Raw genomic sequence first — 20,741 nt, 5'->3', positions numbered from 1 at the left:
TGAGGTATGGGTACTTCTCACAGTCCCATCGCAGCGGCGAGGGGAAGAACGTTCTCGTCTCCGCTGTGCCTGATATCGGATACGAGGAGGACAGAATGACTCTGCAGGTCAACTTCACTGGCCGAAATATCGCGATCCCCTCCGCCTTCAAGGAGCACGTCGAAGGGAAGCTCGAGAAGATCGAGCAGCTCACCGACAAGGGGCATCGCCTGGAGATCAAGGTCTCCAGCGAAAACTCCCACCGCCGAGCCGACACCAGCATGACCGTCGAGCTGACCGTCATCGGCCGTGGCAAGGTCATTCGTTCCGAAGCGCAGGCCGGGGACAAGTTCGCCGCCTTCGAGATCGCACTGAACAAGCTCACCGAGCGGCTGCGACGCACCCTGGACAAGAAGAAGTCCCGCGCCCACGCCTCCCACAACGGGGCCCCCGACGTCGCCGCCGCGATGGCGAGCGTTCCGCCGGCAGCCACCGACCGTCCGCTCTACGAACAGGTCCTCGATGCGGAGGCGGCTGATGATGTGCCGCCCACCGAGGATGAGGCTGAGTCCAGCATCAAGATCCGGCGCAAGGTCTTCCCGGCCAAGCCGGTCAGCGTTGACGCAGCCGTGGATGCGATGGAACTGGTCGGGCATGACTTCTACCTCTTCGTGGACGCCGCGACGGGTCAGCCTTCCGCGGTCTACCGCCGCCGGGGCTGGACCTATGGCGTGATCTCGCTGGATCCGAACGGCGGCGATCAGCGTGAACCGGTGGTCGAGGAACTGGCCTACCAGGCCTCCTGACCCGCACCACCAGCACCACCCACCCATCACCCCTCCGTGAGGGGCTCCTTCTGCGTTGAGGGGCGGATTCTCCGAGTGTTCCTGGCCCAGACGGGCTGAGATGCTCGTCGGAATCCGCCCCTCAACCGTGTGGGGGAGGAGCCTGGGGCCATGGGTTCGGGTGCTGCTGGGGGGAGCGCGTAGAATGACAGATGGTGATTCATGCCTATCGTGAGTCTCCGCCGAACCAGTAGACACCGATGGAGAACTGGCTGTGCCCACTCTGCTTGAACGAATCCTCAAGACCGGGGACAAGAAGATCCTCAGGACTCTGCGCTCCTACGCGGATGCGGTGAACCTCCTGGAGGACGAGTTCAAGGAGCTCAGCGACGCCGAGCTGCGCGCCGAGACCGAACGCTTCCGGGAGCGCCTGCGCGACGGCGAGTCACTGAACTCGCTGCTCCCCGAGGCCTTCGCCACTGTCCGCGAGGCGGCCGACCGCACGCTGGGTCAGCGCCACTACGACGTGCAGCTGATGGGCGGAGCGGCGCTGCATCTGGGTGAGATCGCCGAGATGGGCACCGGTGAGGGCAAGACCCTGGTCGCCACCGCCCCGGCGTACCTCAACGCGCTCACCGGCAAGGGCGTCCACGTGGTCACCGTCAATGACTACCTGGCCAAGTACCAGGCGGACCTGATGGGACGCGTCTACCGCTTCCTCGGGCTCAACGTCGGCACCATCACCAATGACCTGAAGCCGGCCGCGCGCCGCGAGGCCTACGCCGCAGACATCACCTACGGCACGAACAACGAGTTCGGCTTCGACTTCCTGCGCGACAACATGGCGCAGTCCCTGGATGACCTGGTCCAGCGTGAGCACCACTACGCCATCATCGATGAGATCGACTCGATCCTCATCGATGAGGCGCGCACCCCGCTGATCATCTCCGGAGCCGCCTCCGGCGATGTCTCGCGCTGGTACAGCGACTTCGCCACGCTGGTGAAGAAGCTGCACATCGACGAGGACTACGAGGTCGATGAGAAGAAGCGCACTGTCGGCGTCCTGGAGTCCGGCATCGACAAGGTCGAGGACTATCTCGGGATCGAGAACCTCTATGAGACCCAGAACACCACGCTGATCCAGTACCTCAACAATGCCATCCGGGCCAAGGAGCTCTACCGCCAGGACACCGATTATGTGGTCTCCCAGGGCGAGGTGCACATCGTCGATGAGCACACCGGACGCATCCTCAAGGGCCGGCGCTACAACGAGGGCCTGCACCAGGCCATCGAGGCCAAGGAGCAGGTCCGGATCAAACCGGAGAACCAGACCCGGGCCACCGTGACGCTGCAGAACTACTTCCGCAGCTACGACAAGATCTCGGGCATGACCGGCACCGCCGAGACCGAGGCCGGCGAGTTCATGTCGACCTATAAGCTCGGCGTCGTCCCGATCCCCTCGAACCGTGAGCGCCAGCGCACCGACCACAACGACCTCGTCTACAAGAACGAGGTGGTGAAGTTCGACGCGGTGATCAAAGACATCGTCGAACGCCACGAGAAGGGCCAGCCGATCCTGGTGGGCAGCGAGTCCGTGGAGAAGTCCGAGTACCTCTCCAAGAAGCTGGCCCAGGCCGGCATCCGCCATGAGGTCCTCAACGCGAAGAACCACGAGCACGAGGCCACCATCGTCGCCCAGGCGGGCCGCAAGGGTTCGGTCACCGTGGCCACGAACATGGCCGGTCGAGGCACCGACATCATGCTCGGCGGCAACGCCGAGTTCAACGCCGTCCGCGAGATGGAGAAGCTCGGCCTGGATCCGGTGAAGGACGCCGAGGCCTACGAGGCGAAATGGGACGAGGTCTTCGACCGCGCCAAGGCCGAGACCAAGGCCGACGGCGACAAGGTCCGCGAACTGGGCGGGCTCTACGTGCTGGGCACCGAGCGGCACCAGTCCCGACGCATCGACAACCAGCTGCGCGGACGCTCCGGACGTCAGGGTGACCCCGGCGAATCCCGGTTCTACATCTCCCTGACCGATGACCTGATGCGGCTCTTCAACCAGGCCGCCGCCGCGCGCATCATGAACTCCAAGGCCATGGACGATGAGATCCCGGTGGAGCACAAGTTCGTGTCCTCCGCGATCGCCAACGCCCAGCAGCAGCGCGAGGGTCAGAACACCGAGACCCGCAAGAACGTGCTCAAGTACGACGACGTCATGAACCGTCAGCGCCAGGCCATCTACTCCGACCGCCGCCGCATCCTCGAGGGCGACGACGTCCACGAGAAGGTCCAACATTTCATCGAAGACGCGGTGAGCCTGATGATCGAGGAGAAGACCACCTCCTCCTCCTCGGAGGATTGGGACCTGGAGGCTCTCTGGGAAGAGCTGAAGTCGCTCTACCCGGTGTCGCTGAGCATCGAGGACCTGGTCGAAGAGGCCGGGGGCATCGATCAGCTCAACGTCAAGATGCTCAAGCGTGAGCTCATCTCCGACGCCAAGGTCGCCTACGAGAACAAGGCTGAGGAGGTCGGGGAGGCAGCGATCCGGCAGCTCGAGCGTCGGGTGCTGCTCACCGTGATCGACGAGAAGTGGCAGGAGCATCTCTACGAGATGGACTACCTGAAGTCGGGCATCGGGCTGCGCTCGATGGCCCAGCGTGATCCGCTGGTCGAATATCAGCGTGAAGGCTTCCTGCTCTTCCAGACCATGGCCGACAGCGTCCGCGAGGACTCGGTGCGGCTGCTCTTCAGCGCGGAAGTCACCGCGAAGGCTCCCGAGACCGCCGCACCGAACCTTCCCGGGGTCAAGGACGGGCGGATGTTCGCCGCCGGCAAGCGGCTGCGCGTGCCCGGTCTGCAGGACACCACCGCGACCCAGGGCTGAGCCCCACGCGGATCCCTTGAGCTGAATCCTGGACTGAGGTCGTCCCCGGCTGCGGTCGGAGACCACCTCAGCCCAGTTCCATCGCGACCACGCGCCATCGACGCCGGTGGGCCTCCAGCCGCAGGGCGCAGGCTCGGATGCGCCTGCCGTCGGCGAACACCACTGCGACCTCCCATGCGCCCCGGGTGATGCGTTCCGCACGCAGGTGCCCGAAGGTCAACGGCTGGGGTCGCGGGATCGTCTCCGCGGAGCCGGCCGCGCCTCGGTCTCCCCGGCCTGCCGCTTCACGGCGCGAGGACCGGCGGGTCTCCGCGAGCAGCGCGGCGCGTTCGACCACCTTCTGCTGCACCTCGAGATCGAGCCACCGCTGCAGCTGGCTGGCCGGGCGCAGGCCCAGAAGCACCTCAGTGGTGACCTGGCAGACGATGCGGGAGATGGCGCAGATCTGCCGGCGCTCCTCCCGATAGGTGGCAAGCGCGGTGGGCGACTCACCCGGGGGTCGACGATTCCCCGCAGGCTCCCGCTCCCCGCGGAGTCGCCGCATGAGCGCCGGGACCTCATCTTCTCGAATGAGCCGATAGCCCGCCGTCGCGACCGGTCCCGGGTCGTGCCGCGGAGATCCCGGGGCCGGGATGACGGTGGTGCGCCCGCGAAGCTGCGGATCCGCGTCGAGGAAGGCGCGCAGCGCCTCCATGGGATCCTCCCGCGCAGGGCCCCGGGGGCCTGGCTGAGAGGAGGGCTCTTGACCGGCTGGGCTCACTGACATGATCTCTCCCGTATGGGTCGTCGGTTCTTGGGTCGCTGGTGCGTCGGTCGCTGGTCCTCGGATCGTCTGATCTGCGGTGCGGCTGGTCCGGGTGCTACGAGTCCGGCACGTCCAGGATCGTTCCCGGAAGGATGATGCCCGGGTCGGCGCCGATGCGGGCCCGGTTCACCGCATACCATTCGGGCCAGCTCGCGGCGATCTCCCAATCCGTGGCGTCAGGTCCCAGGTGCTCCGCGGCGATGTCCCACAGCGAATCCCCCAGCCGGACCACGACCTGCTCGGGCTCCGACTCCTGGCGCTGCGACCGGCCCTGAAGTCGATCGTGGATCGGCGCCTCGGGGACGAACAGTCCTGAGTCGGGTGCCTCCGGGTGTGATGGAGCGCCGCGGTCAGGTTCGGGGCTGGGACCATCGTGTGGTGCGGTGGTGTCGAACAGGGCGGAGTCTGGATCCCCGCCCGCCGCGTCACCCGCCGCCCCGCCGTCCAGCACCGAGACGGCCTCGGTCGTCGTCGCCCGGGGCCAGGAATCCGCCGCCACGGTGGTCAGAGCCAGCCCGGCGCCCAGGGCCAGCGCCGCGCTGCGCCGCAGGAATCCAGGGCTGAACTGCGCGAGGACCCGTTCCATCCGCCAGGCGCCGCACCGGCGGGCGATCTGCTGGGTGAGCACGGCCAGCACTGCGATGCTCGCGCCGAGGCTGATGAGCAGTCCCGATGCCGCAGCGAGCAGTCCCAACAGGGCCTCCGCCGCCTCGATGCCGTGGAGACCTCGGAGCTGGGTGGACTGCATCCAGAGATCGGGCTGATGTCTGAGGATCGCGGCGCCGCACCACCACAGGACCGGGCCGCTGGCGATGAACGCCGCGCTCAGCAGCAGATCCTGAAGTCTGCCATCGGGGGCTGCCCTCACCGAGGATGGTGAGGCGAGATCTCGGCTGCGAATGCTCATGGTGCCCATCCTGGTCAGTGATGAGTGCTATTTAGTGCTGTTTGATATTTTTTGAGTGTACACAGTCTCATCGGCTCTGCAATAGAGGTGACGGCGGATCGTGTACTCTCAGGGCCAGACAGCAGGTCGTGGAGATGGGACCGATATGCGCTGGGATGCACTGTTCGAGGATCTCGAGACCCAGTTGGAGGCCGCGCAGACCGCCGAGCTCACTGCCGCGGCCGCGGACGCCTCCAGGCTGGAAGCCTCTCGGCTCGAGTTCGCCGAACGCCTGCGGGCGCACCGCGAGCGGGAGCTGGGTCTGCAGATCTCGGGCGGTCAGCGCCTCGTGGTGCGCGTCGGCGCAGTCGGTGCGGACTGGCTGGCCGGCGCTGTGCTCCCGCACAGCGTCCTGGTGCCGCTGACCAGCATCCTGGCCGTCGATGGCATGGTCCGCGCGGCTGCTCGCAGCGAGCCCAGCGCCTCGCGAAGGCGACTGAGCATCACGGCGCCGCTGCGGCGACTGGCTCGAGACCGCGAACTGGTCAGCGTCTTCGGGACGCAGGGACTGCTGGCCTCAGGCCTCATCGCCGCGGCAGGCCGGGATTTCGTGGAGATCGCTCCGACGAGGCGGGATGATCTGCTGCCCCGGGGCAGTCAGGGCGGGGGAGCGCGATCAGCGCGCGTCATCCCGCTTCACGCGGTGGCCTGGTTCCGCAGCGAGAGCGCCGACGTCGAGCAGCTCTCGCCCCGTTCAGGACTGAGCTGAGCCCGACCGGTCCTCGATCGCTGAAGCGCCCGGAGTCTCGGGAGCTTCAGCCGATCGGGCCGCGCGCTGGGCCGCGTACTGGCGCTCGATGTACTCATCGAGCTTCGCCTCCTCGACCCGCCACTGACCGCGACCTCCGATCTGGATTCCCTCCAGGTCGCCGGTCTTGATCAGGGCCCGAGTCTGCGACATCGAGATGTTCAGCGCCTCAGCCACATCGGGGAGGGTCAAGAACCGTCGCATCATGAGCCTCCGTGATTCCGCATGTCGTTTGATGTCGTTTCACGTCATTCTCCCATGCAATGGCGGCGGGATCCGAGTTCTCCCACGCGGCAGCGGCACAAACCTTCTGCACAGGTTCTGCTTCACCCGTTGTCTTCTGAGGAGCCTGTATCTACGCTGAGCCTGTGCGCCCGCGCTGGCGGGCCGTCAGCCAGGGAGACACCATGCCTGAGCCCCATTCGCCGCCGAGCGCAGACTCCCGGACGCGTCCGCAGACGCCCGGGGCGCCCAGATCCGTGCCCGCCGGGCAGCGCCTGCGCCGGCCCAGCTGGAGAGATCCCCGGCTCCTCGCAGGCGTGCTCATCGTGGCCCTCTCGGTCTCCGGAGTGATCGCGCTGATGACCACGCAGAATCACACCACCGAGGTCTACGCCGCCGACCGGCTGCTCACCGTGGGTGACCGGCTGGCCACCGAGGATCTGCGCGTGGTCCAGGTGCAGATCGACGATCTTTCCGAGGCATACCTGACGGTCAGCGGGGGCCTGCCGGACGGTGCCGAGTTCATCGCCATGGTAGATGAGGGCGAGCTGATCCCGCGTCGCGCGCTTGCCGAGGAAGACCCCCAGGGACGGCAGGCGATGACGATCGCGGTGGAGCACACGCTCGCCCGCGGCGTGGAGCCGGGACGCCTCGTCGACGTCTGGGCCGCCGACGCCGGAGCGCCCGGGGCCCAGCAGGAGGTCCGGGTGGAGCAGATCGCCGCCGCGGCCCAGGTCTCGGTGATCACCGAGTCCAGCAGCACCTTCGGCGCCCAGGAGCGCGTCATCGTGGAGCTGCTGGTGGAGCCGGATGAGCTGCCCGCGCTGCTGGGCGCCACCAGTTCGGCCTCCACCCTGTCCGTGGTCCCGGCCGGGGCCGGAGCCGAGGCAGATGCCGAGCAAGAGCAGGAGCAAGAGACAGGTCCTGAGCCAGAGGACGAGGCCTAGATGAGTCGGTGGGCCGTGGTGACCATGGGTCGGCTGAGCGTGGACCACATCGCCGCCGTCGAAGGCCTCCACGGTCCCGTCACGATCGAGCGACGCTGCGCGGACCTTCCAGAGCTGATCGCCGTCTGCCGGGCCGGTCGGGCCGATGCCGCGCTGGTCATCGGGGAGACCCAGCAGCTCACCGCCACGGTGCTCGGTGAGCTCCAGGCCGGCGGCAGGCACGTCGTGGTCGTCTCACACGTCGCGGAGGAACGGAGCCGGCTGCAGCGGCTCGGGGTGCCCACCTTCACTGACGAGGTCGGCCCGGCGGCGTTGGCGCAGGCCCTGCAGGGTCGAGAGCTCAGCGACGGAACCGTCACAGGGTTCGCCGCCGCCGGTCTGGGTCCGACCAGCGGCTGCCCCTCCGCCGTTGCCGATGCGAGGCCCAGCACGCTCCAGACCGCCGACGGTGCTGGAGTCCATCCCGGCGGCGTGGAGACAGACGACCCGACAGACCACGACGACGGCGGGCCGCCCTCCACGCTGGGCCATGCGCCACCCGGAATCACCGTGGTCTGGGGCGCCCCGGGCAGCCCCGGTCGCAGCACCGTGGCGGTCAACCTCGCGGCCGAGCTCGCGATCCAGGGCGCCTCGGTGCTGCTGATCGACGCCGACACCATCGCCGCCTCGCTGGTGGCGCAGCTGGGACTGATGGAGGAGACCGCCGGACTGGCCAGGGTCTGCCGGGCCGCTGACCTGGGCAGGCTCGATTCTGCCGCGCTCGACGCGGCGACGATCTCCGTGCAGATCAGCGGCGCACGGCTCAGCCTGCTCTCCGGACTGCCGCGGGCCCAGCGCTGGCCGGAGCTGCGCGAACGCAGCCTCACCGCGGTGCTGGAACTGGTGCGCAACCACTACGGGCATGTGATCATCGACGCCGCCGCCCCGGTCGAGGAGGACGAGGAGCTCAGCTTCGACACCACCGCCCCGCAGCGCAACGCCGCGACCCTGACCTGCCTGGGACTCGCGGACAGGATCCTCGCCGTCGGGGCCGCTGACCCGGTGGGCTTCCCGCGACTGGTCAAGGCGGTGGAGGCTCTGGAACTCGCCGTCGAGTCCTCGACGCTGGCCGAGCCCGAGGTGGTGATCAACAAGGTGCGCAGCGAGGTGATCGGACGCTCACCACGGGATCAGCTCAGTCAGACCTGGATCCGGCTCGGCCCCGCCGCCCAGATCCACGCGTTCCTGCCCTGGGACGCGGCGGGCTGTGATGCCTCCCTGCTGGCCGGGCAGGTCCTCGCCGAGGCCGCCCCGAATTCACCGCTGCGGCGCAGCATCGCCCGCCTCGCCGGCGTCGATCTCTCGGTGCGCCGTCGAGGCCTGTTCCGGCGGGGCAGACGGTAGGCTGAGCGGCACAGGCAACGCGCGGTCTCCGGCTCCGGAGCGGGGGACCACGCGTACTCCAAATCTGCAGAAAGAGTGAGAGTACACATGCCCGCCGAGACAATTCTTTGGACCAGCAATGACGCCGATCTTGAGACATTGACCGATGCGTATTACGCCCACATCGCCAGTGAGGATCGCCACCAGGTCAGCGCCGACCGCCAGCATCAGCGGGTGCGCGAACACCTGCACCTCGCCGAGACCCGGACCGGCTCCTCCCCGGTCGTCCAGGTGGCCCGCGTCGGGGACAAGAGCCTCGTCCAGGTCGTCACCGATGACATGCCCTATCTGGTGGACTCGGTCACCGCAGAGGTCACCCGCCACGGCCACGGCATCTCGTTGGTGGTCCACCCGATCCTGCTGAGCAGCCGCAGCACCGACACCGGCCAGCTGGTCTCGGTGAAGTCCCTGCCGTCCGAGCACCGCGGGGTCTCCTCAGGCGACACCCAGACCCTGCCCAACCTCACCGCGGTCTTCGATGAGCAGCACCTGGTCAAGATCGAATCCTGGATCACCATCGAGCTCGATCGGGTGATCTCTGCCGAGGACGCGGAGACCCTGGTCGCCGGACTCCAGAAGATCCTGATCGACGTCAAAGCCAGCCACCGGGATCAGAACCGGATGGTCGCCCAGGCTCAGGCCGCCGGTCGTTCGCTGCGCGAGGCCAGCGACCTCCCAGAGTCCCAGGAGTCGGCCGATCTGCTCGAGTGGATGGGCGCCGGGAACTTCCTCTTCCTGGGCTATCGAGAATACGAGCTCGCCGACTATCCCGACGGGTCGGTGCACCTGGATCCGGTCACCGGGACCGGCCTCGGGATCCTCGCCGACAAGAACGGCAAGCCGATCACCCGGCGCTCCACCGAACTCTCCGCCGCCGGTCGGCAGCGCGCCGGGCAGCGCCGCGCCCTGGTCATCACCAAGGCCAACTCGCGCTCCACCGTGCGTCGTCGCACCTACATGGACTACGTGGCCGTCAAGACCTTCCACGCGGACGGCACCGTCAAGGGCGAGCGCCGGTTCATCGGGCTGTTCAGCGAGCGCGCCTACAGCGAATCGATCGTGAACATCCCGCTGCTGCGCTCCCGCGCCGAACAGCTGCTGCGCCGCTCCGGCTTCGCCCCGGACTCGCATTCCGGCAACGACCTGATGCAGATCCTGGAGACCTATCCGCGCAATGAGCTGCTGCAGATGGAGATCGAAGAGATCGAGGAGGCCGCCTGGCAGATCATGCAGCTTCAGGAGCGTCGCCGGGTCAAGCTCTTCCTGCGCCGGGACCACTACGGCCGATTCATGACGGCTCTGGTCTACCTCCCCAGGGACCGGTACAACACGGCGGTGCGCCTCCGCATCGAACAGGAGCTGCTGGCGCATGTCGACGCGGAGTCCATCGACTTCAACGTCCGGCTCACCGATTCGGTGCTGGCCCGGGTCTTCTTCCGGCTTCGCCTGGCCGACGACGCCGCTGAGCCCACCGGCACCCAGCAGGAGCTGGAGCAGCGGCTGGCTCGGGCGGTGCGCTCCTGGTCTGAGGGGATCGCCGCCGAGGCGCGGAGCCGATACTCCTCCTCCCATGCCGAGGCCGTCGCCGCACGGTGGGGCGAGGCGTTCCCGGACGACTACCGGGTGCTCTACGAGGTCGAGGATGCGCTCGCCGACGCCGCCCAGTTCGAGGCCCTGGAGTCAGCCGCCGCCGAAGGTCAGGCTGTGCCGCGGATGAGCTTCTACCACTCTGGGGAGAGCGGTGTGGCAGACATGCGGCTGAAGCTCTACCTCACCGAGCCCAAGACGCTGACGGACACCCTGCCGGTGATCGATGACTTCGGGCTCGAGGTGCTCGACGAGCGCTCCTATACGCTCGACTGTCCCGACGGTGCCACCTTCCACCTCTACGACCTGGGGCTGTTCTATCCCGAGTCGGTCGACGTGGACGCGACCATCGGGTTGCTGCAGGAGGCCTATCAGCAGGTGCTGATGGGTCGGGCAGAGTCGGACATCTTCTCCCAGCTGGTGCTGCGGCTTGGCCTGAGCATCCGCAGCGTCACCGTGCTGCGCGCCTATGCCAAGTACTACCGCCAGCTCGGCAGCACCAACTCCTACAGCTTCGTGGCCGACTCGCTGCTGCAGAACCCCGAGATGGCCACCGCACTGGTGGACTACTTCAAGGCCCGGTTCGATCCCGATCTCGAAGGCGACCGGGAGGCCCAGAGCGCGACGGCGCGCGAGCGGGTCGTCGAGGCGCTGGAGCAGGTCCGCACGCTGGACGCGGACCGGGTGCTCAGCGCCCTGTTGAACCTCATCGACTCCACCCAGCGCACCAACCTCTACCAGGGTCGCGACTGGCTCTCGCTGAAGCTGACCCCGGCGACCATCGACGCCGCACCGGCACCTCGCCCGGCCCACGAGATCTGGGTCTACTCGCCCCAGGTGGAAGGCGTGCACCTGCGCTTCGCCAAGGTCGCCCGCGGCGGTCTGCGCTGGTCCGATCGGCGGGAGGACTTCCGCACCGAGGTGCTGGGTCTGGTGAAGGCGCAGATGGCGAAGAACGCGGTGATCGTGCCCTCCGGGGCCAAGGGAGGCTTCTTTCCCAAGCAGCTCCCGGACCCCAGCGTCGACCGTTCGGCGTGGGCCGAGGCAGGCCAGGCGGCCTACAAGATCTTCATCCGCGCCCTGTTGGACATCACGGACAACCAGAGCGAAGTCGACGGGCAGATGGTCATCACCCACCCCGAGCGGGTCATCCGCCATGACGGGGACGACGCCTACCTCGTCGTCGCCGCCGACAAGGGCACGGCGACCTTCTCCGACACCGCAAACGCGATCAGCAAGGAGTACGGACACTGGCTCGGCGATGCCTTCGCCTCCGGCGGTTCGGTGGGCTATGACCACAAGGCCATGGGCATCACCGCCCGGGGCGCCTGGGAATCGGTGAAGTCGCACTTCTCCGAGCTCGGCCTGGACACCCAGCGCGAGGAGTTCACCGTCATGGGCATCGGCGATATGGGGGGTGACGTCTTCGGCAACGGGATGCTGCTCTCCGAGCACATCCGGCTCGTCGCGGCGTTCAACCACCTGCATATCTTCATCGACCCGGACCCCGACGCCGCGGACAGCTTCGCCGAGCGTAAGCGGCTCTTCGCGGCCCAGCGTTCCGGCTGGGGGGAGTACAACCTGGAGCTGATCTCCGCGGGCGGCGGGGTCTTCTCGCGGACCGCGAAGACCATCGAGGTCACCGAGCCGATGCGCCGCCGCTTCGACCTGCCCGAGGGGCAGACGCAGCTCACGCCCCCGGAGCTGATCAACGCGCTGCTGAAGGCGCCGGTGGACCTCGTCTACAACGGCGGGATCGGGACCTACGTGAAGGCCTCCACCGAGACCCACGATCAGGTCGGCGACCGCGCCAACAACGCCATCAGGGTCGACGGCGGGTCGCTGCGCGCACGAGTGGTCGGCGAGGGCGGCAACCTGGGGTTCACCCAGGCAGGCCGGATCGAGGCGGCCCAGAACGGGGTGCTGCTGAACACCGACGCCATCGACAACTCCGCCGGGGTGGACTGCTCTGACCATGAGGTCAACATCAAGATCCTGATCGACCAGCTGGTGGCGTCGGGTCACCTCGACGCGGACGAGCGCAGCGAGCTGCTCAGCTCGATGACCGAAGACGTGGCCGCCCATGTTCTGGAGACCAACCGGGACCAGAACGTGCTGCTGATGACCGACCGACACCGGGTGGGGGAGTGGTCGCCGAGCTTTCAGCGGCTGATCAGCTGGCTGGAGGACACCGTGGGCCTGGACCGGGAGCTCGAGGTGCTGCCCACCGATGAGGTCTTCGCCGAGCGCGCCGCGGCGGGACAGCGGATCCTGACCTCTCCGGAGCTCTCGGTGCTGGCCGCCTACGCGAAGATCCAGCTCAAGGCCGCTCTGGTGGAGAACTCGGTCCCCGATGACGACTGGTTCGGAGTCACCCTGGAGCAGTACTTCCCGGCCCCGCTGCGCGAGCGCTTCCCCGATCACCTCGTCCGCCACCCGCTGCACCGCGAGATCATCGCGAATGTGGTGGCCAATGATGTGATCGACGTCGGCGGAGCCGCGTTCGTCTTTCGTGCCATCGAGGAGACCTTCGCCGCCGAGGAGCAGGTGGTGCGCTCCTTCGTGGCGGTGCGTGAGCTCTTCGCGCTGGAGGACTTCGACGCAGCCATGCGGGAGCTGCCGGTCAGCTTCGACCGGGACGCCTGGGCCAACACCTACCGGGACATGCGCCGGCTGTTGGACCGCGCGGTGCGCTGGTTCATCAACCACGTCAGCCGCGGCACCTCGGTCCGCGAGGACGTGAAGACCTACTCCGAACACATCACCCCGCTCTACGGCGAGCTCACCAGCTACCTGCGCGGCGACGACCGTGAACGGGTCGAGCGGCTCCACGCCGAGGCGCTGGAGGCCGGGATGCCCGAGCAGCTGGCGACCTGGGTCTCCCAGCTCTTCGAGGCCTTCTCGCTGCTGGACATCGCGACCCTCGCCCGAGACCTCGAGCTGGACTCCCGCGAGGTCGCCGGGGTCTACTACGCGGTCTATGCCGACTTCAGCGCCGATTCGCTGCTGAACCGGATCACCAACCTGCCCCGGCAGGACAAGTGGCAGGCCCTGGCCCGCGGAGCTCAGCGCGACGAGCTCTACGGCGCGATGGCGGACATCGCCTCGTCGGTGCTGCGCGCCACCTCCGCCGAGGCCGAACCGGAACAGCGGCTCGAGGAGTGGAAGCAGGACAACGGCGCCAAGCTGGCACGGGCCGAGAAGCTTGTGGCCGAGGTGGACGCGCTGGCCGATGACAACATCGCCTCGCTGACCGTGCTGCTGCGGCACCTGCGGGGTCTGGTCGACTCGTGAGCCGTCGTCGTCTGGTCTCTCCCACCACCGCCTGCACCGAGGAGCCCTGATATGGCTGTCTTCCAGGATCCGCTCGTCGGACACCGTCACCTCTCCCAGGATGATGTGGAGTGGCTGCACGCGCTGGTGGGGGACTGGCAGCTGATCTCGGATCTGGCGTTCTCCGATGTGGTGCTGTGGTTCCCGCACACCGAGGAGGGGTTCCTCTCCGCTGCGGAGCGCTCCTTCATCGCGCTGGCCCAGGCACGGCCCTCGACCACGCAGACCCTGATCCACCGCGATGTGGTCGGGGATCGGATCCGCGCGGACCTGAAGCCGATGGTGGAGCGGGCCTGGACCTCTCAGGTGGAGACGAACTCCTCGGATCAGGGCCAGCCATCACCGGCGAGGATGCGGGTCCAGGCCATCCCGCTGCTGCACCGCGGCCGCACGGTCGGGGTGATCACGCTGCACTTCGCCGTGGCCGCGATGCGCAGCCCCTCCCGGCTGGAGCTGACCTATCGGCGCTGCGCCGAGGATCTGCTGGTCATGGCGGCGGAGGGCCGCTGGCCCGATGCGAGCCAGGAGTTCACCGGCTACGGCGGCGCCCCGCGGGTGGGCGACGGGCTGCTGCGACTGGACGCCGAGGGCCGGATCACCTTCGCCTCGCCCAATGCGGTCTCGGCGCTGCTGCGCCTGGGCGTCTCCGACACCCTGGAGGGACGCTCGCTGGCCGGCATCGGGTCCGAGCTGCAGCGGGCCACCGGAGTGGTGGTCGATGAGTCCCAGCCGATGATGCTCACCGGCCGACGTGCGATGCGCGCCGAGCTGGAGGCCCACGGCGCCGCGGTGACGCTGCGCTCGATCCCGCTCTACCGGGCCTCCCGCCCGGCGCCCGGCTCCGGCGCGACGTCGGCCGCTTCGTCAGGCAACGGCGCCCGCGAGGTTCGTGGCGGCGAGCATTTTGCGGCGCTGGTGCTCTGCCGCGACGTGACCGAGCTGCGTCGCCGCGACAAGCAGCTGATGAGCAAGGACGCCACGATCAAGGAGATCCACCATCGGGTGAAGAACAACCTGCAGACCGTCTCGGCGCTGCTGCGGATGCAGTCGAGGCGGATGGACTCCCAGGAGGGCCGGGAGGGTCTGCGCCGGGCCATGAGGCGGGTGGAGACCATCGCGATGGTCCATGACTCGCTCTCGAAGGGCCTGGAAGAGACGGTGGACGTCGATGAGCTGATGCGCCGCCAGCTGCACCTGGCGGCCGAGATGGCCCAGTCAGACCGGCAGGTGATCACCGCGCTGGAAGGCAGCTTCGGGCAGCTGCCCCCCGATATGGTCACCCCGCTGGCGCTGGTGATCACCGAGATCGTCGCCAACGCGGTGGAGCACGGATTCGGCCCGGATCCGGCGCACCGGGAGCTGCACGTGAGCATGAGCGTGCAGCGCCATGCCGACGCCGCCGGGCGTCAGCGCCTGGAGCTGGAGCTCACCGACGACGGTGTGGGACTGCCGGAGCAGGAATGGGAACCTGGGCTGGGGCTGCAGATCGTGCGCACCCTGGTCCGCGGGGAGCTCTCCGGATCCATCGAATGGGAGACCGCAAGCGACGCGTCCGACGGCGGCACCGCCGTCGGCTCGGAACCTCAGGCGGGCACAGAAACGGCGAGGACCGGGACACGGGTGAAGCTCCGTGCACCGATACTCGCCGCGTCGTTGAAGAGTGGTGGGTGAGACTCAGGAGGCGCGGCGGGCGCGTGCGGCCCGGCGCTTGAGCGCCCGGCGCTCGTCCTCGCTCATGCCGCCCCAGACTCCGGAGTCCTGACCGGTCTCCAGCGCCCACTGCAGGCAGGTGTCCATCACTGGACACCTGCGGCAGACGCTCTTGGCCTCTTCAATCTGCAGCAGGGCCGGTCCGGTGTTGCCGACGGGGAAGAAAAGCTCCGGGTCCTTGTCCAGGCAGGCTGCTCGGCTGCGCCAATCCATGGGATCACTACTCCTAGGGCGCCTCGAGGGCGCCGATGTTCGGGTCATTGGGTGTTCAGCGGCGATTCCTCGACCGAGCCTCATGGTGAGGTGCTCGAGCATGAGTCTCCAGGGAGTCACATCCGCTTCCAGGCGACAGAATGTTCCACGGTCCAGATGATCCGCAGTGCCTGGACTGCTGTACGGCTCCAGACCTCGGGTGAGGTGTTCTGCCATCCCGAATAAGTACGCAATCAACGTTGGCATGTTAACGGCTGGCAAACAAGACTTCGCACTACTGAAATGGCCCCGAAACAGTGTGTACTTTGTCACAGGATTCCCAGGCTGCAGAGAAGCTCCACGTCAGAGGGTCCTCTTGAGAGCCCGGTGCGCGGGAGTGCGGCGGCCCTGCGCGCGGTCCGCGGGTGGTTCAATGGAGATATGGCCTCAGATGACTCCGTCCAGCCGGATTTCAACGCCCCGCGGCCGCCGCGGCGCTTCGTCCAGGCGCGGCCCCGACCGCTGGCTGTGTGGGTGATCTTCCTGATCCTCTTCGTCCAGGGCCTCACGGTGGCCTTCAACGCCATCGCCAGCGCCGTGGCCTCACCGCCGCAGGTGCTGGACACCGCCGGTCAGATCGCCCTGGTGGTGCTCTATGTGCTCTTCGGGCTGATCATGGTGGTGCTGGGCTTCAGGATCTTCCTCGGCGCCCAGGGTGCCCGCACTCCGGCGATGGTGCTCCAGCTGCTGATCGTGGTGCTCTCCTTCAGCTTCTTCTCCGGAGGCGCCAGCCTCATCGGCCTGGCCTTCCTGGCGCCGGCAGCTGTGGCGCTGGTGCTGCTCTTCATCCGTCCCACGCAGGTCTGGCTCAGCGAGGCTGACCCGCAGGACTGAGCGGCCGCAGCAGCGTCTCCGCGCAGTGCAGGTGATGCTCGCGCTGCTCAGGGCTGCGCGCCCCCGGCAGCAGGGAGAGCAGCACCGCCGCTGTGCGTGCGCCGAGATCCATGCGGTCTGTGTCGATCAGGCAGCGCGAGTGGAAGCGCTGCGCGAACTCCGGCACTGCGGCGTACCCCTCCGCGTCGATGCTCGGCAGCACCAGCAGGTGCCCCAGCATGGTGGCGAGGTCGTCGGCCCGGTAGCCCGGTCCCACGGTGTCCGCATCGATGAGACCCATCGGGTGCTGCGCCGCCTCATCCAGGAACAGGTTGGCCGGGTGGAAGTCCCCGTGCGTGGGCACGACCGGGCCAGGCGTCTCGCGCAGGGCCGAGCCGATGCGCTCGCACAGCCGCTGCACCCGGTGCGGATCAGCCCCCGCCGCGGTGGCAGACTCCGCGAGACCGTCGAGCCGCTGCGCCGCGGGCACCCGGGGCGACATTCTCAGAGTCTCTGGTCGCAGCGTCTCCAGCGCCCTGATCAGCACCTGCGGGTCGGGCAGGACGACGTCGACCGGGGAGTCGGCCTGGGAGGTGGGGCGGTAGAGGTGATGGGTCAGAGCCAGCCCGGGCGCCTGGTCGATCACCAGGATGCCGTCCCCGGCGTCGGCGATGGCCGGGATCAGCACAGAGCAGCCGTGACGTTCGAGCAGCTGCTGCACCCGCGCGGGTCTGACCACCTTCAGGTAGACCACCCGCTGACCCCGGGCCGAGGAGACCAACGCCCGGTAGACGGCCCGGCGCAGGGGACGAAGCACCAGCATCTGCAGACCCTTGAGCCTGCATTGTTCTCCGAGAACCATGCTCAGCCGTGACTCCAGCTCGGCATCGCCCGGAAGCTCGCGGCTGCCCAGACCACCCCCGGGGGAGGCGGCGGGGTGCTCCACCACGAACAGCCCCGGCAGCTCCGGGTCCACCGGGTGCACCCACAGGTGCACGGTGCCCTGGAGGGAGTCGGCCCGGACTGCGCCCATGCTGCGGCGCTGCTGCGGGGTCAGCGCCACGGTGCTGGCCACCACGGTCAGCTCCCTGCGCTCGGCGGCCGCGGTCGGCCCGGTCGGGGCCTCGGCGCCGGGAGCGGCACACTGGACTCGGTACCGGGCCGAGATCTCGGCACCGGGCCGGGCGTAGATCTGCTCCAGCTCCCAGCTGCGCATCTCCATGCCGGAGGTGTCCAGGGACTGCCGCAGCAGCGTCTCGGCCTCGGGCCCGCGCAGCACGCCCAGCAGATCCCCGCGCACCTGATGCTCAGCCATGGCGCCATCCTCTCGCACACAGATGAAAGAACTCTCATCGAGGAAGGGCCTCTTCAAGGCGATCTGAATGAGAAACTGAACACGATGAGCCACTCACGCCAGCCTGATGCTGACTCAGGTCCGGAGTCCGCCGAGGTCCCGGGCCCACGGCGCAGTGTGCCCCGCGGATGGCGATCGGGCCCGCTGAACGTGCGGGCGCGGATCCTCGCCGCGGTCGTCGGACTCGCGGCGCTGGCGCTGGCAGTCTCGGGCTACACCGCGTTCGCGATCCAGCAGGCGCAGGTTGAAGGGCGCATCGACGCCGAGCTGGCGGCCGACGCCGAACAGTTCCGGGTCCTGCATGAGGTCGGCGTGGACCCCGGCACCGGTGAGCCGTTCAGCTCCCCGGCGGAGCTGGTGCGCACCGCGATGGAGCGGATCATCCCGACCCGCAATGAAGGGATCGTGGGACTGGTGGATGGGGAGGTGGCCTTCACCTCGCCGGTCACCCCGGTGCGGCTGGAGGAGGACGAGCAGCTGCTGCGCGCCCTGGAGTCCCATGCGCTCAGCGAACGGGCCACCGTGGTCACCATCGAGACTGCGACCACCAGTTACCGCACGGCGATCGTCCCGGTACAGGGGAACGTCGCAGCAGACGCCCCGGACCTCGACGCACCAGATCCCGCCGCTGACGAGTCGACCGAGACCGCGGAGGAGCCGCAGGTGGGCGCGTTGGTCATGGCCTATGACATCACCGCAGAAAAGAGGGTCTTCGCCGAGGGCTTTCTCATCTATGCCGCCGTGGCGCTGCTCTCCCTGGGCGTGGTGGCCATCGTGGGCGGCGCGATCGCCGGACGACTGCTGCACCCGGTGGGAGTGCTGGCCTCCGCCGCCCGGCATATCGGCCGCGAAGACCTCTCCGAACGGATCCCGGTCACCGGCAGGGACGACCTGACCGAGATGACCAAATCTGTCAATGAGATGCTCGACCGGCTCGAGGAGTCGTTCCAGGCCCAGGACCAGCTCATCCACGACGTCAGCCATGAGCTGCGCACCCCGCTGACCATCGTGCGTGGACACCTGGAGGTCCTCGACGCCGGTGACCGGCAGGACGTGACCTCCACCCGCGAGCTGACCCTGGACGAGCTGACCCGGATGAACCGTGTGATCGATGACCTCACCACGCTCGCCCAGGCCGGTCGCCCGGGCTTCGTGCAGCGCGCGCCCACCGATATCGGGACGCTGACCGACGAGGTCTATGACAAGGCGCTCGCCCTGGGCCGGCACCGCTGGATCGTGGAGTCACGCGTCGAGGGCGCCGCCTGGGTGGACCGCGAGCGGCTGACCCAGGCCTGGCTGCAGCTGGCGGCCAACGCGGTGAAGTTCTCCGCTCCCGGCTCGGTGATCGCGCTGGGGTCGGAGCTCACCGCCACAGAGATCCGGATCTTCGTCCGCGATCAGGGACCGGGAATCGCTGCGGAGGACCAGGAGCGGATCTTCCACCGTTTCGGGCGCACCGACACCTCCAGACCTGGATCTGGCCTTGGGCTTCCGATCGTGGCCGCGATCGCGCAGGCGCACGGTGGGCGCGTGGACCTCCAGTCCGCGCCCGGCGTCGGCGCACGCTTCACCGTGGTCATCCCGCGCGACAGCGGCGCCGCTGACATCCGGGAGCCGAGCCAGGACGCAGAACAGACCCCCGACGACGACGCCACCGCGCCGCTGCCGATCGATACAAGGAGCCATGGATGACCCAGATTCTGCTCATCGAGGATGAGGACCGGATCGCGTCCTTCGTCGAGAAGGGACTGCGCGCGGCCGGCTACGCCGTGCTGCGCGGCGCCTCGGCGTCGGAGGGGTTCGAATACGCGCTGAACAACTCGGTGGACCTCGCGGTCCTCGATCTCGGGCTGCCCGATGAGGATGGGCTGCGCCTGCTGGGACGACTGCGCGGTCAGGGCTTCGGAGCGCCGGTGATCATCCTGACAGCCCGCAGCACCCCGGCCGACACCGTGGCCGGACTCGAGTCAGGGGCCGATGACTACATGCCGAAGCCGTTCAGCATCGATGAGCTCCTCGCGAGGATCCGGCTGCGGCTGCGCGGAGGCTCGGCGGAGGAGCCGACCAAGCTGACCGTAGGCGCGCTGGTGCTGGATCTGCATGGGCGGCGGATCGCCGTGGCGCAGAAGCAGCATGACCTCTCATCCCGGGAGTTCGCCCTGGCCGAGACCTTCATGCGCCACCCCGGACAGGTGCTCTCCCGCGAGCAGCTGCTTGAACGGGTCTGGGGCTACAGCTTCGATCCGGGATCGAACCTGGTGGACGTCTACGTCAGATACCTGCGTGCGAAGATCGGTGCCGGGGCGATCCAGACCGTGCGCGGAGTCGGCTATCGGCTCGACGTCTGACGCGGCCGGCCGCACTGAGGCGGGGAGAGACTGACTCAGCTCGGGGCCGAGGGTGGGGACCAGCTGGCCGCTGACGCGGCTGACCAGCTGACGGCCGAGACCGGGGACCAGCTGACCGGGGTCACCGGGGACCAGCTCTCCGGGGAGAGCGGACTGACCGGGGACCAGGAGGATGCTGATTCCAGCGGTGGCTGCTGGTAGGTCGAAGGCGGTGCCGGGGTGACGGCGGCGGGGCTCCGGGAAGCGGACTCCTCGGCCGATGCCGCCGAGGGTGCTGAGGTCGGCGACGTGGCGGAGGGTGCCGAGCCGGCGCGAGTCGGCTCGCCGGCGGAGGAATCGGTAGACCGATCGGTGGAGGAGGCGGACTCGCTCTCACCGGTCACCTCCAAGGCGTCGCCGAGATCCTGTGTCTGGTCGGGACCGCTGAGCTCAGCCACGGCCACCGTGCCGCCGAGCGCCGCGATGCTCAGGGCCCCGGTGATGATCCAGCCTGTCTGCCTGTTCATGATGCGCAGGTCCTCTCTGCTCGACGCCGACCAGCGGCTCCTCATCTCATCTTCCATGATCGTGTTGCATGGTGAGCGAGGCGTGAGACCAGGATGA

Annotated in this window: 15 protein-coding genes and 1 pseudogene; 10 read left to right on the top strand and 6 right to left on the bottom strand. The window is 68.3% G+C overall.

The genetic code is table 11. The features are described from left to right. Nucleotides 1–95 precede the first annotated feature (95 nt). The gene (gene hpf / locus LTI14_RS01935) at nt 96–785 is read left to right on the top strand and encodes a ribosome hibernation-promoting factor, HPF/YfiA family (protein ID WP_241463949.1); all 690 of its coding nucleotides are present in this window, start codon (nt 96–98) and stop codon (nt 783–785) included. A gap of 253 nt (nt 786–1,038) precedes the next feature. After that, nucleotides 1,039–3,624: pseudogene (gene secA, locus LTI14_RS01930) on the top strand (preprotein translocase subunit SecA); the annotation flags it as partial. A gap of 94 nt (nt 3,625–3,718) precedes the next feature. Here the strand turns inward: secA and LTI14_RS01925 are convergent. Both LTI14_RS01925 and LTI14_RS01920 read right to left on the bottom strand, forming a co-directional pair. Further along, nucleotides 3,719–4,345: an Rv3235 family protein gene (locus LTI14_RS01925; RefSeq protein WP_241475637.1), complete on the bottom strand. Its 627-nt coding sequence runs from the start codon at nt 4,343–4,345 to the stop codon at nt 3,719–3,721. Nucleotides 4,346–4,511: 166 nt separating this feature from the next. Then, complete coding sequence (locus LTI14_RS01920) at nt 4,512–5,363, bottom strand: LysM peptidoglycan-binding domain-containing protein (RefSeq protein ID WP_241475629.1); 852 nt, start codon at nt 5,361–5,363, stop codon at nt 4,512–4,514. 145 nt (nt 5,364–5,508) lie between these two features. On the opposite strand from LTI14_RS01920, the gene LTI14_RS01915 reads away from it, so the two are divergent. Beyond that, nucleotides 5,509–6,111 carry a hypothetical protein gene (locus LTI14_RS01915; protein ID WP_241475627.1) on the top strand — a complete coding sequence of 201 codons (603 nt, stop codon included), beginning with the start codon at nt 5,509–5,511 and terminating at the stop codon, nt 6,109–6,111. On the opposite strand, the gene LTI14_RS01910 is transcribed toward LTI14_RS01915, so the two are convergent. Further along, entirely contained in the window at nt 6,097–6,354 is a 258-nt protein-coding gene (locus LTI14_RS01910; RefSeq protein ID WP_241464432.1) for a helix-turn-helix domain-containing protein, read from the bottom strand. The two genes, LTI14_RS01915 and LTI14_RS01910, sit on opposite strands and share 15 nt — an antisense overlap. Before the next feature lie 203 nt (nt 6,355–6,557). Here LTI14_RS01910 and LTI14_RS01905 point away from each other — a divergent pair, with 203 nt between their 5' ends. The 4 genes from LTI14_RS01905 (at nt 6,558) to LTI14_RS01890 (ending at nt 15,332) form a co-directional block, all read left to right on the top strand. After that, complete coding sequence (locus LTI14_RS01905) at nt 6,558–7,319, top strand: hypothetical protein (protein WP_241475625.1); 762 nt, start codon at nt 6,558–6,560, stop codon at nt 7,317–7,319. Beyond that, nucleotides 7,320–8,702, top strand: coding sequence for an AAA family ATPase (locus LTI14_RS01900; protein WP_241475623.1), 1,383 nt, complete (start codon nt 7,320–7,322; stop codon nt 8,700–8,702). A gap of 87 nt (nt 8,703–8,789) precedes the next feature. Continuing rightward, entirely contained in the window at nt 8,790–13,622 is a 4,833-nt protein-coding gene (locus LTI14_RS01895; protein WP_241463959.1) for an NAD-glutamate dehydrogenase, read from the top strand. A 51-nt stretch (nt 13,623–13,673) separates the two neighbouring features. Further along, complete coding sequence (locus LTI14_RS01890; RefSeq protein WP_241463961.1) at nt 13,674–15,332, top strand: sensor histidine kinase; 1,659 nt, start codon at nt 13,674–13,676, stop codon at nt 15,330–15,332. 3 nt (nt 15,333–15,335) lie between these two features. On the opposite strand, the gene LTI14_RS01885 is transcribed toward LTI14_RS01890, so the two are convergent. After that, complete coding sequence (locus LTI14_RS01885; protein ID WP_036474112.1) at nt 15,336–15,584, bottom strand: WhiB family transcriptional regulator; 249 nt, start codon at nt 15,582–15,584, stop codon at nt 15,336–15,338. Nucleotides 15,585–16,004: 420 nt separating this feature from the next. Between LTI14_RS01885 and LTI14_RS01880 the strand changes: the two genes are divergently transcribed. Then, complete coding sequence (locus LTI14_RS01880; RefSeq protein WP_241475621.1) at nt 16,005–16,457, top strand: hypothetical protein; 453 nt, start codon at nt 16,005–16,007, stop codon at nt 16,455–16,457. On the opposite strand, the gene LTI14_RS01875 is transcribed toward LTI14_RS01880, so the two are convergent. Next, entirely contained in the window at nt 16,432–17,751 is a 1,320-nt protein-coding gene (locus LTI14_RS01875; protein WP_241475619.1) for a phosphotransferase family protein, read from the bottom strand. The genes LTI14_RS01880 and LTI14_RS01875 overlap by 26 nt on opposite strands. A gap of 84 nt (nt 17,752–17,835) precedes the next feature. Here LTI14_RS01875 and LTI14_RS01870 point away from each other — a divergent pair, with 84 nt between their 5' ends. Beyond that, a complete protein-coding gene (locus LTI14_RS01870) occupies nt 17,836–19,482 on the top strand; it encodes a sensor histidine kinase (protein ID WP_241475617.1) in 1,647 nt (548 codons plus the stop codon). Then, nucleotides 19,479–20,138 carry a response regulator transcription factor gene (locus tag LTI14_RS01865; RefSeq protein WP_241463968.1) on the top strand — a complete coding sequence of 220 codons (660 nt, stop codon included), beginning with the start codon at nt 19,479–19,481 and terminating at the stop codon, nt 20,136–20,138. Before LTI14_RS01870 ends, LTI14_RS01865 begins: the two co-directional genes overlap by 4 nt. Nucleotides 20,139–20,173: 35 nt before the next feature. Here the strand turns inward: LTI14_RS01865 and LTI14_RS01860 are convergent, their stop codons facing one another. Next, nucleotides 20,174–20,644, bottom strand: a complete 471-nt coding sequence (locus tag LTI14_RS01860) for a hypothetical protein (RefSeq protein WP_241475615.1) — start codon at nt 20,642–20,644, stop codon at nt 20,174–20,176. Nucleotides 20,645–20,741: the final 97 nt, after the last annotated feature.

Origin of the sequence: Nesterenkonia sp. YGD6 (genome assembly GCF_022565895.1) — a bacterium.
Lineage (GTDB): Bacteria > Actinomycetota > Actinomycetes > Actinomycetales > Micrococcaceae > Nesterenkonia.
The sequence above is the reverse complement of the archived record's forward strand: the minus strand, read 5'-3'. Positions and strand labels throughout refer to the sequence as shown.